The 11,742-nt window shown below is 66.7% G+C and carries 9 protein-coding genes; 6 read left to right on the top strand and 3 right to left on the bottom strand.

Annotated features, from left to right (window positions below):
- Window positions 1-5: 5 nt before the first annotated feature.
- Complete coding sequence (gene hisD, locus HMPREF2990_RS07055; protein WP_070763550.1) at window positions 6-1,319, bottom strand: histidinol dehydrogenase; 1,314 nt, start codon at window positions 1,317-1,319, stop codon at window positions 6-8.
- A 201-nt stretch (window positions 1,320-1,520) separates the two neighbouring features.
- Here hisD and HMPREF2990_RS07050 point away from each other — a divergent pair, with 201 nt between their 5' ends.
- Window positions 1,521-2,609 (top strand): YbjN domain-containing protein, encoded by a 1,089-nt coding sequence (locus tag HMPREF2990_RS07050; RefSeq protein ID WP_070763548.1) that lies wholly within the window; start codon window positions 1,521-1,523, stop codon window positions 2,607-2,609.
- Window positions 2,610-2,616: 7 nt separating this feature from the next.
- On the opposite strand, the gene HMPREF2990_RS07045 is transcribed toward HMPREF2990_RS07050, so the two are convergent.
- Window positions 2,617-3,210 (bottom strand): hypothetical protein, encoded by a 594-nt coding sequence (locus HMPREF2990_RS07045; protein ID WP_070763546.1) that lies wholly within the window; start codon window positions 3,208-3,210, stop codon window positions 2,617-2,619.
- An 18-nt stretch (window positions 3,211-3,228) separates the two neighbouring features.
- A complete protein-coding gene (locus HMPREF2990_RS07040; protein ID WP_141757836.1) occupies window positions 3,229-3,954 on the bottom strand; it encodes a nuclear transport factor 2 family protein in 726 nt (241 codons plus the stop codon).
- Window positions 3,955-4,246: 292 nt separating this feature from the next.
- Here HMPREF2990_RS07040 and HMPREF2990_RS07035 point away from each other — a divergent pair, with 292 nt between their 5' ends.
- The 5 genes from HMPREF2990_RS07035 to treY all read left to right on the top strand — a co-directional run.
- Window positions 4,247-4,834: a TetR/AcrR family transcriptional regulator gene (locus tag HMPREF2990_RS07035; RefSeq protein WP_070763542.1), complete on the top strand. Its 588-nt coding sequence runs from the start codon at window positions 4,247-4,249 to the stop codon at window positions 4,832-4,834.
- A gap of 11 nt (window positions 4,835-4,845) precedes the next feature.
- Window positions 4,846-7,023, top strand: coding sequence for a glycogen debranching protein GlgX (glgX, locus tag HMPREF2990_RS07030; protein WP_070763540.1), 2,178 nt, complete (start codon window positions 4,846-4,848; stop codon window positions 7,021-7,023).
- 79 nt (window positions 7,024-7,102) lie between these two features.
- Window positions 7,103-8,530 (top strand): 3'-5' exonuclease, encoded by a 1,428-nt coding sequence (locus HMPREF2990_RS07025; protein WP_070763538.1) that lies wholly within the window; start codon window positions 7,103-7,105, stop codon window positions 8,528-8,530.
- A 136-nt stretch (window positions 8,531-8,666) separates the two neighbouring features.
- Window positions 8,667-9,215 carry a hypothetical protein gene (locus tag HMPREF2990_RS07020; RefSeq protein WP_070763536.1) on the top strand — a complete coding sequence of 183 codons (549 nt, stop codon included), beginning with the start codon at window positions 8,667-8,669 and terminating at the stop codon, window positions 9,213-9,215.
- Window positions 9,216-9,316: 101 nt separating this feature from the next.
- Window positions 9,317-11,742 (top strand): malto-oligosyltrehalose synthase (gene treY, locus HMPREF2990_RS07015; RefSeq protein ID WP_070763534.1); only part of this gene is annotated, 2,426 nt, incomplete at its 3' end.

Here is an 11,742-nt window from a genome sequence, read left to right as displayed (position 1 = left end):
TTGCATTAGCTTTCCTTCCCCATGCGTGCGCGGATGGATTCGCCGTGCGCGGGTAATTGCTCGTCGGTTGCCAGCGCGATGATCTCCGCGCCGATGTCCTGCAGGGCCTTCCTGTCGTACTCGATGAGGTTGACCGGCTTGAGGAAGGTGTGCGTGGACAGGCCCGCGGAAAACCGTGCCGTGCCGGAGGTCGGCAGCACGTGGTTCGAGCCGGCGGCGTAGTCGCCCAGCGGGACCGGCGAGTACGGGCCGACGAAGATCGCGCCGGCGTTGATGATTCGCTCGGCGACCTCGCGGGGGTTTTCCGTGTGGATTTCCAGGTGTTCGGCGGCGTAAGCGTTGGCCACGTCGATCGCCGCATCCAGGTCGGAAACCAAGACGATGCCGGACTGCTTGCCGCCGAGTGCGCTGCGGGCGCGCTCCGCGTTGATCGTTGCTTGCGAGCGCTCCTCCACCAGTGCGTCGACGCGGGCGGCGAAGTCTTCCGAGTCCGTGATGAGCACGCTGGCGGCCTGCTCGTCGTGCTCGGCCTGCGAGATGAGGTCGAGCGCGACGTACTCTGCGTTGGCGTGCTCGTCGGCAATCACGGCGATCTCGCTGGGGCCCGCCTCGGCGTCAATGCCCACAATGCCGTTGACCACGCGTTTTGCTGCGGTGACGAAGATGTTGCCGGGGCCGGTGACCATGTCCACCGGTTCCAGCCCGCACTCGTCGTCGCCGTAGGCCATCAGCGCGACGGCCTGCGCGCCACCGACGGCCCACACCTCGTCGACGCCCAGGAGCTGACAGGCGGCCAGCGTGGTCGGGTGCGGCCAGCCGCCGAACTCCTCCTGCGGCGGGGTGCACACCACCAGCGAGCTCGCACCCGCGGCCTGGGCGGGGATGACGTTCATCAGCACGCTCGAGGGGTAGACGGCCTTGCCGCCGGGCACGTAGAGGCCGACGCGGTTGACCGGGATGAACTTCTCGGTCACCAGCGCGGTCTCGGCCAAGCGCGTGGTGTGGCTTTCCGGCTTCTGTTCCTCGTGCACCTGGCGGATGCGCGTAATCGCCAGCTCGAGCGCGCCGCGCACCGCCGGATCCAGCGCGTCGGTAGCCTGCTGGATCACGTCGGCTGGCACGCGCACCGCGGACGGGCGCACATGATCAAACTGCTCGCCGTAGTCCAGCGCGGTGGCGGCACCGCCTTCGCGCACCGCTTCCACGATTGGGGTGACAGTGGGCAGCACCGCGTTGACGTCGGTACCGCCGCGCGGCAGGACGCGGCGCAGCTCGGACGTGGACGGGGTGCGGCCCCGTAAGTCTGTGACGTGCAGCATGAAGTCTCCAGGAGTTGTGCTCTATATAAATGCTCTGTAATGCGTGCTTCGGGGCGGGTGCGGCCGGACGCTCTTGCCGGTACACTTGCACCCCAAGACAACAACCAGTCTAGGGGGCGGGCTGACCACGCGTGGGGTGCGGGTGGCCCAACGTGTACGCACCATGCGTGCCCCGGCAGCGAAGACAACAAGGAGGCACCAATGGCGACACCGCAGTACGAAGCAGACCACGACGACAGCCAGCCGCAGGGCCTGACCACCCGGGTTACCCTCCCGCGGGTTGCGCTCGCACTCGCCGAGCTCGGCTACGACCCACTCGATCGCGAGGACCGCCTGGTCATCGGCCTGCCCGGCTACATCCTGACCTGCTGGATGGAGCCGCAGCTGCCCGCCTCGCTGCACCTGGACGGCCAGCTCCGCGTCCCACTGCCATTGGCAGAGTCAAGCAAGCTCACCCGCATCCTCAACACCTACAACGGGCAATCGCCGGGACCGGTGGCCAGCTACCGAGTCACCGACGCGGGCACGCTCGCCGTGCGCATGCGCGCGGGCACGTTCATCTCCGATGGGTTGAGCGAGGACCAGCTGCACAACTGGCTCCGCACGCTTATCGACGCCACCGAGCACCTCGTCCACGAACTCGACCGCCTCTTCCCCGAGGCGGACATTTTCGCCCCGCTGCCCGAGCCGCTGCGCGCCGAGCAGGACTACGCGCAGCTGAGCGGCAAGCACCCGAAGTGGCGCCACCGGGCGGAAACTCCCCGCAGGACCTGGACCCCCGAGCTGGACGAGTTCACCTACACCGACGAAGACCTTGCCAAGCAGGCGCGGCTGCGACCGAAGTGGCTCACCGAGCAAATGCTGCGCGACGCCGTCGGCGGCCTCGGCTTCGTCTACGGCATCCGCGAGGACAACGTCCTGCTCCTCACAATTAACGGCATGTCCATCTCTGTGGAGTCGCTCATCGGGCAGTGGGTACGCGTCTACGGCATCTGGTTCACCGACCTGCCATCGAAAGAGCACGCGACCAACCTCGCGCTACTATGCAACGAGGCCAACGACCGCACCCTAATGGAGGGCTGCACGGTGTTTTCCGATGCGGAGCACGCCATCGTGGTGATCAGCTCGCATTTGCTTATCGACGCCGGTGTCTCCCCCGCCCAGCTATTCACCTTCATCCAGTACGCGAACCGCTACCACATGGACATGCTGGATTACATCTCCACCCAAGCCACCGGCGAGTGCTGCATCGACTGGCCGCAGGAGTACCCCGACGACCCGCCGCGCTAACGTGCGCTTAGGCGGTTTCTGCTGCGCTGTCTCCTGCGCTGTCCCCTGATACGAAGGCGTACACGTTAGCCAACCAGTAGGACAGGGCCGCGGTAAAGGGGCCCACCAACCAGGCCACGCCGAGGCTGACCGGCGGTACGACCTGGAGCGACTCCCCGTCGGCAAGCTCGGCGAACCCCTGCTGCTGCAGGCTAATCACCAGGTTGCCGGTGGTGTACACGGCAAAGGCGGCGGCTTCCCCGCAGACGAGCAGCCACACCAGCGTGCCGACGCCCCCGCGCCCCTCACCGCAGGAAGACTGCCGGAGCGCAACCGCGGCGAGCACGGCACCGATGACGGCGGTGAGCAGGCTAAACCAGCCCAGTGCCGCGAACTCCACGTTCGCAGGGCTGGCGATCTGGTCAACAGCCACTCCGCCGTGGGCGGCGGTGCCCACGTAGGCGGGCCGCAGCCACGCCCAGCCCAGCCCAGCGATGATGCCGAGGCCGAGCGCGCACGCGACGAGGCCCGCCCCGGCCCCGATGCGCGCAAAAAGTGCGCGTGCTCGGCGGCGGGAGGCGGGCTGCGCCGCAGGTGCACTGCCTGCGGCAGAATCGGTCACAACGGTACTCAACGCGTCTTAGTTACAGAGCTTCCAGCGGCCGTCCTCACGCTGGAAGAGCTGCGTCTGAGTATCCTTGCCGGAATCATTGCGGGCGGTGACCGAGGCAGAAGCCCGGTCGCCGTCGACGCGCACGTCCGCCAGCGAGATCTCCGAGCGCGGCAGGTCAATGCCCATGCCGGCCTCTTCCTGCATGCGGGCGGCCTCCTCGACGGCCTCGAGCGTCATGCCCTGGCGCTCCAGCTCTTCCATCGCCGGGTCGGTGACAGCCTTGCAGGAGTTATCCAAGATGACGCGGGTCCAGCTGGCCAGCGATTCCGGGTTGGAAACGGCCTCGACCACCTTGGTCATCTCATCAATATCGGCCTGGGAAGCCTCCTGGCCGCCAGCAATCGGCTCGTGGGTGACCTGCTCGTACTGGCCATCAGCGAACGGGTTGGCAATCGTGGGCACCTCGCCCGCGTCACCGGACTCGCCGTCCTTCTTCTCCGACTTTTTCTCGTCCTTGCCGTCCTTGGCGTCCTTGTCCTTTTCCTTGTCGGCATTGTCCTTGTCGCCCGAGTTCTCCTCGGACTCCTTGGCAGCGCCGTCAACGGACTCGGCTTCGTCCGGTGCCTCTGCTGCGGTGGAGAGGCCGGAGCTGGTGGTTTCCTTGTCGGAGCCACATGCGGCAAGCGGAAGGACCAACGCCAACGCGGTCATGCCTGCTGCAGCAGCCTTCGATGTCTTGGTAGAAAACCTCACGTACTAACCTCTCTTTGTTTCCCGGCCCACACATCAAAGCCGGCCTCGCGCGAAAGCCCTGCAGGTTCGTGAGTCCAGGTTCGTGGGTCGACCCGCAAGGCTCGCGTGAGTTGCAAATACATTGTGTTGTTGTAGCTATCCTAACAACGCCCAACTGGGCCACGGTTTCACTACAGGTGCTAACTCACTGGGCGGTTTCTGTGAGGTTGCATGGCACTCGTCTCCCAACCAGCGTGTGCAAAGCTGCCAAACACCCCAACTGCGGTCTCCCCCACTACTACGATGGGTGCCTATGCAGCTGTCCCGCGAAACGATTACCGCCGCCGCCCTTGCCATCCTGGGCGAGTACGGGCTTGGCGACGTTTCCATGCGCCGCGTCGCCACCTCCCTCGGCGTCGCCCCCGGCGCGCTGTACTGGCACATCGAAAACAAGCAGGAACTCATCGCCAGCCTCGCGGCAGAAATTGTGCGCCCGGTTTCCGCAGACGCGGCAGCCGCTGAAACTACCGACACCGCAGCACTTGCCGCTTCGCTGCGCGCGCATGTACTCGAGGTACGCGACGGCGCAGAGGTGGTCCTGGCCGCGCTCAGCCAGCCCGACGCCCCGGTGCGCGAGGAGCTGATTGCGGTGTTTGTGGCGCAGGTGCGTGCGGAGTGGGGCGAGCGGGCGTCGGCAAGCGTGGCGCGCGGGGCGGCCGCGAACCTGGTCTACATGACGCTGGGGGCCGCAATGGTCTACCAGGCTGGCGCGCAGCTGGCCGCGCTCACGGGCGAGGCACCCGCGATTAGCGCTGCTGACGCCGCCAAAGAGCACGCCGAGGGGGTGGCACTGCTCCTGGAGGGCCTGCGCGCGCCGGGCACGGAGACGGGATTGGACTAGAATCGGCTCCCATGACTGAATCTGCAGCGACATCGCAATCCCCCGAAGCCCCGATCGTGTGGCCGGGGTCCGCCTACCCACTGGGCTCAACCTACGACGGCGCTGGCACCAACTTTGCCCTCTTTTCTGGCGTGGCGGAGCGCGTCGAGCTGTGCCTGATCGACGACGACGGCGCGGAGACCCGCGTGGAGCTCGAAGAGGTGGACAACCACGTCTGGCACGGCTACCTGCCCACCGTCAGCCCGGGGCAGCGCTACGGCTACCGCGTGCACGGGCCGTGGGACCCGGCGAACGGCAAGCGCTGTGATGCGAACAAGCTGCTCATCGACCCCTACGCTCGTGCCTTCGACGGCACCTTCAACACGCACAGCTCCCTGTTCTCCTACGACACCACCGCAGATGAGCCCGGCACCGGCCGCAACGAGGAGGACTCGCTGGGCCACACGATGCTTTCGGTGGTGATCAACCCGTTCTTCGACTGGGGTGATGACCGCAACCCGCGCATCCCGGACGAGGAGACGGTGATCTACGAGTGCCACGTCAAGGGCATGACGCAGACCCACCCGGAGGTCCCGGAGAACCTGCGCGGCACCTACGCCGGCATGGCGCACCCGGCCGTGGTGGACTACCTCAAGGACCTGGGTGTGACCTCGGTGGAGCTTCTGCCGGTACACCAGTTCTTCCAGGACGACCGCCTCAAAGAGCTGGGCCTGCGCAACTACTGGGGCTACAACACCTTCGGCTTCTTCGCGCCCGAGCATCACTACGCCTCGAGCTCGAACCCCGGTGACGCGGTCGCCGAGTTCAAGCACATGGTGCGCGCCTACCACGACGCGGGCATGGAGGTCATCCTTGACGTGGTGTACAACCACACCGCCGAGGGCAACCACTTGGGCCCAACGATCGCCTTCCGCGGCATTGACAACGAGGCCTACTACCGCCTGGTGGAAGACGACAAGTACCACTACATGGACTACACCGGCACCGGCAACTCCTTTAACGTACGCGACCCGCACTCCCTGCAGCTGATCATGGACAGCCTGCGCTACTGGGTCACCGAGATGCACGTCGACGGGTTCCGCTTCGATCTGGCCTCCACGCTCGCGCGCGAGTTCTCGGACGTGGACCGCCTGGCCACCTTCTTCGACCTGGTGCAGCAGGACCCGGTGGTCAGCCAGGTCAAGCTCATCGCCGAGCCCTGGGACGTGGGCGAGGGCGGCTACCAGGTGGGCAACTTCCCCGCCCTGTGGAGCGAGTGGAACGGCAAGTACCGCGACACTATGCGCGACTTCTGGCGCGGCGAGCCCTCCACGCTCGGCGAGTTCGCCTCACGCCTGACCGGCTCCTCGGATCTGTACCAGCACAACGGCCGCCGCCCGACGGCCTCGATCAACTTCATCACCGCCCACGACGGCTTTACCCTCAACGACCTGGTCAGCTACAACGAGAAGCACAACGAGGCCAACGGCGAGGACAACCGCGACGGCGAGAGCCACAACCGCTCCTGGAACTGCGGTGTGGAGGGCCCCACGGATGATCCGGAGATCCGCCAACTGCGCGCCCAGCAGCGCCGCAACTTCCTGACCACGCTTCTGCTTTCGCAGGGCACCCCGATGATTTCGCACGGCGACGAGTTCGCCCGCACCCAGGGCGGCAACAACAACGTCTACTGCCAGGACAACGAGATCGCGTGGATGAACTGGGACCGTCTGCAGGAGGCGGACGAGCTCCACGACTTCACCAAACGCCTCATCGCGATCCGCCAGGCCCACCCGGTCTTCCGCCGCCGCCGCTTCCTCTCCGGCGGTGCGCTGGGCGAGGACGTGCTCGACCGCGAGATCGCGTGGCTGGTCCCGGATGGTCAGCTCATGGAGCAGAAGGACTGGGATTTCGCCTTCGGCAAGGCGCTGATGGTCTACCTCAACGGCGACGCTATCACCGAGCCGGACGCCCGCGGCCGCCAGGTCACCGACGATTCCTTCGTGTTGATGTTTAACGCCCACTACGAGGACATTGAGTTCCGCATCCCGCCGCAGAAGTTCGGCGCGAAGTGGGAGGTCCTCATCGACACCACGGAGCCGTTGGGCTACCCGGTCGGCTTCGCCCCGGCGGAGGCAGAGGGCACCCTGACGGTGCCCGCCCGCTCGACGATCGTGCTCAAGCAGATCGAGCCGCCGGTGATGTCCTAGGGCAACTGCTTATCGACGCCGCGTAGTCCCCGCTAGACTACCGCCTATACGTGCCCACTGTGATTGGAGAGTTTTCGACGTGATTGCTGCCCACGGCGCCCTGGTATCGGTGACGAACACCGAGGTGGTGGTCCGCCCCTCCCCGCTGTTCGCCGCCCTTTCCGGTCACAGCGCCGAGCGCAGCGTGGCAATCGACGACATCGCCGAAGTGCACGTGCACGCCGGCGATGGGGTCAGCGAGTACCGCGTCGAATGCGCGCTGCGCAGCGATTCCGAGCACCCGCTGATGCTGCGTTTCGCTCCCGGTGCGGCGGAGGAGGTCGGCGAGCTGGTCGAACTGCTCGAGCTGGCACGCCAGGGCAAGGCCCCCGAGGTGGACACGGTTGAAGCCGGCGGGAGTACTGCAGGTGTGCCGGGGCTGAGCTTTGTCGGCTTCGACGTGGAGACGGCGAACCCGCACTGGGGCTCAATCTGCCAGATCGGCCTGGTCAAGATCGTCGACGGCGAAGAAGTCGAGCGCGCCTCCTGGCTGTGCCAGCCGCCTGAAGAGTACAACTTCTTCGAGCCGGGCAACGTGGCCATCCACGGGATCCGCGCCGAGGATGTTGCCGACGCCCCCGGCGTGCGCGACCGCATCGACGAGCTGGTCGACTTTGTGGGCGACCTGCCACTCGTGGCGCACAACGCCCAGTTCGACGCCTCCGCGCTGCATTCGGCGTGCATCGCTACCGGCCGCGAGGTGCCCCCACTGGTGTTTGCGTGTACGCTCGCCCAAGCCCGCGCCAAGAAGCTCGGCGTGCGCAACCACCGCTTGCCGACGCTCGCGGAACACTTCGGCACCCCACTGGACAATCACCACGACGCCTGCGCTGATGCGGCGGCGTGCGCTGGCATCATGCTCGGCTTGGTCCGCGAGGCGGGCTACACCGGTTCGCTGATGGGCTTTGTCCACGATTCCGGGTTCGCCATGGGCACCATCGAGCAGGCGAAGGTCTCGCCGGTGGTGCGCGACCGTTCCGGTGAGAAGCGTGCACTGCAGGCCGAGCGCTTCGCCGAGGGCGGGGCGCGCACGGTGGTCGAGGCCGCTGCGGCTCCCCGGGGTAGTAACCAGGCGGGGCCGCAGCGTCGAGAAGCGGGCGCTTCTCGCGGCGAGTCTGCGCAGCGCAGGCCCGCGCCCTGGCAGTCCGTGGCCACCCCGGATACCGTGCCGGAGCCGAACCCGGACGCGAGCCCGGACTCTGCTCTGTTTGGCGAGCACGTCACGCTCACCGGCGAATTCGAGCCCTTTGACAAGGGCACGCTGTGGAATGGCATCGCCGAGCTCGGCGGCCAGGTGGGCAAGAACGTGACGAAGAAGACGACCATTCTGGTGGTCGGCGCGTGGAACTCGGTGACCTCGAAGGAAAAGCGCGCCAACGAGCTCAACGAGAAGGGCCAGGGCATCCAGATCTGGCAGGCAGACAAACTGCTCAATGTGCTGGGTCTGGACGAAACCCCGCCGTTTTAGGACCGGTTTTGCGGGCGCGAGAAAATTTCTTGCCCGCGGAGGGAACCGGAGCCACTTTGGCTGCGTCTAACTATGTATGACGCATTCCACCACCACTCTGTCTCCTGCCCACCGACCAACGCTGAAGGCTCCCGCTGTGATTCCACGGCTCGCGTGGCGCGACGAGCGCTACGGCACGGGCCCCTACGCCTGGATCACCGCGGGCCTGAACACCTCGACCGCCTATGTGCGCCTGTCGCGCGGACTCGCCTGCGTCTTTGATACGAAGGAGCACGGCGCGCTGTCCCACCAGCAGGTGGGCCACTTAGGCTTCAACGAACACCAGCTGTGGAACGCCGTAGGCGCGCACCTGGCGGGCCTGGCCGATACCTTCTGGGTGCGCCCCGCCTTGGGCAGTGATCCTGGGCAGCTGCTGAAAGGTGTCGAGGTCCAAGCGCGCGGGCACACCGCCGCGGGCTGGCTCGCCCACCCGCAGTCCTTCCAGAAGCTTCACCAGCACCTGGTTGCCACGCTGCGCCCGCGCCACGAGCTGACCTACTACGTGGGCGATGGCGACACGCTTTTTGCCTTCGATGCGACCGCGCGCCAGGTCGCGCAAACGCTGGGCTGGGATCGCCTCATGCGCTACTCGCTCGGGTTTCCGCTGCTGGCCGTGCCGCCCCGGACCCCGATGCGTTTTACCTAGTCCCCGGTTGTTCGCCCCGCTTTTCACTACAGTGTAGTGGGGTGTACTGGCACCGCGGAGGTGCCGCGAGACAAGCAAGCCCGCACAAGGAGCGAGACGTCATGCGTCAACCGATCACTTCCACCTACCGCTTGCAGCTGCGCGGACCCGGCGCGGATCCCTCCGGGCGCGCCTTCGGTTTCGCCGAGGCCGCCGAGCTCATCCCTTACCTGCGCACGCTCGGGATCTCGCACCTGTACCTCTCCCCCATCTTTACGGCCATGCCGGATTCCAACCACGGCTACGACGTGCTGGATCCCACCGAGGTCAACCCGCAGCTCGGCGGCATCGAAGGACTGCGCGCGCTCGCGTCCGCGGCCAAGGAGGCGGGCTTGGGGCTGATCGCCGATCTCGTGCCCAACCACGTCGGCGTGGAGGTGCCGCGCTACAACCGGTGGTGGTGGGACGTGCTCAAGCGCGGCCAGGACTCCGAGTACGCCTCTTTCTTTGATATCGACTGGCACGAGGACAACGGCGCGGGTGGCAAGCTGGGCATGCCGGTGCTGGGCAAGGAGGGCGACGAGGCGCAGCTGCGCCTTGTCCACCTGCCCGCCGAAGAGTTCCCGGCAGGCCTTGCGCCCGAGGGCGAGGACGTGCTTGCCTACTTTGACAACTACTTCCCGCTCGCCCCTGGCTCCTACGACAGCTTGGAGGACGACCCGCAACAGGTCTACGACCGCCAGGCCTACCGCCTGATGTTCTGGCGCGACGGAGTGATCTCCTACCGGCGTTTCTTCTCAGTCAACGGGCTCGCCGGGGTGCGCCAGGAGGACCCGCTGGTGTTCGAGCACACGCACCGACTGCTGCGCCAGCTCATCGCGGAGGACCTTCTCGACGGGGTGCGCGTCGACCACCCGGACGGGCTCACCGACCCCTTCGGCTATCTCTCCCGACTTCGCGATCTCGTCGGGCCAGACCGCTGGCTGGTGGTGGAGAAGATCCTCGAGGTCGACGAGCCGCTGGACCCGCGCCTGCGCGTCGACGGCACCACGGGCTACGACGCGATGCGCGAGCTCGACGGCATCTTCCTCAACCGTTCCGCCGAGGACACACTCAGCATGCTGGCGCTGCAGCAGTCCGGCTCCACCTGGAATGACGAAGCGATCGCCGCGAGCGCGCAGCAGCTCAAGCGCGACGTCGCCAGCTCCGAGCTCGCCGCAGAAATCCGCCGCCTCGTGCGTGCAATCCGGCGCGATAACTTCTCCGCGGCCTCTGCAGCGACAGCAGAGTCCGCGACCGCGGACTCAGATACCCGGAATACCGTCTCGGACGAGGAACTGGCCGCCACCGTCATCGAGCTCGTCGCCGCCATGCCCGTCTACCGCGCGGACTACTGCTCGCTGTCCCGCATCACCTCCACCGTGATCGCGGAGATGTCCAAACGTTTCCCCTCGCGCCGGGGCGCGCTCGACCTCATCTCCTCGGCCTTCCTCGCCTCCGGGGAAGCAAAGAACCGGTTTGCCCAAGTCTGCGGCGCTGTGATGGCCAAGGGCGTGGAGGACACCCTCTTCTACCGCGCCAGCCGACTCGTCGCCCTGCAGGAGGTCGGCGGCGCACCGGGTCGCTTCGGGGTGGGAGCAGCCGAGTTCCACCTGCTGCAGCACGAGCGGGCCAGCCTCTGGCCGCAGGCGATGACCTCGCTGTCCACGCACGACACCAAGCGCAGCGAGGACACCCGCGCCCGCATGCTCGAGCTTGCGGAGGTCGCCAACGATTTCGCCGAGCTGGTGCGCCAGGTCACGGCGATGGTTCCGCCGCCGGACGCCGCCACGGGCCACTTCCTGCTGCAGAACATCCTCGGGGTCTGGCCCTACAACGGGGAGATTACCGACGCGCTGCAAGCACGCCTGCACGCCTATGCGCTGAAGGCGGTGCGCGAAGCCGCGCTGCACACCACCTGGTTTGATCAGAACGAGCGCTACGAACACCGCATCATCGACTGGGTCGATGCCGTGCTCTACGGCCCCGCGGCAGCCAAGCTCACTGAGTTTGTCCAGCAGCTGCACCCGGGCGCGGTGCAGGTGAGCCTGGGCAGGAAACTGCTGCAGCTGGTGGGCCCGGGCATCCCGGATACTTACCAGGGCCAGGAGTTCATGCAGCTCACACTGGTGGACCCGGACAACCGCGCGTTTGTGGACTACACCGCCAGGACCCAGGCGCTGCAGCAGTACGACGAGGCGCGCGCAGAAACCGACTTCTCGCTCGCGCATTTCCTCTACGGCGACCGTGAGCCCTCGCCGGAGGCGCTTGCCGACGCCGCCGACTGGGCCAAGCAGTGCGTCACCGCCGAAGGACTGCGCGTGCGCAAGGAGCTGGCCGAGGTCTTCCAATCCGGCACCTACCGCGCCGTGTTCGCTACCGGCGAGGCAAAACACCACCTCGTCGGCATGGCGCGCGGGCATGCAGGCGGCGAAGCACCAGAGAACACCGAGGTCATCGGCCTTGCCACCCGCGAGCCGCTCAAGCTTGCCCGCACCGGCGGGTGGGG

The organism is Corynebacterium sp. HMSC071B10 (assembly GCF_001814825.1).
In the GTDB taxonomy this organism is placed as follows: domain Bacteria; phylum Actinomycetota; class Actinomycetes; order Mycobacteriales; family Mycobacteriaceae; genus Corynebacterium.
This window is presented reverse-complemented; position numbering and strand designations above follow the sequence as displayed.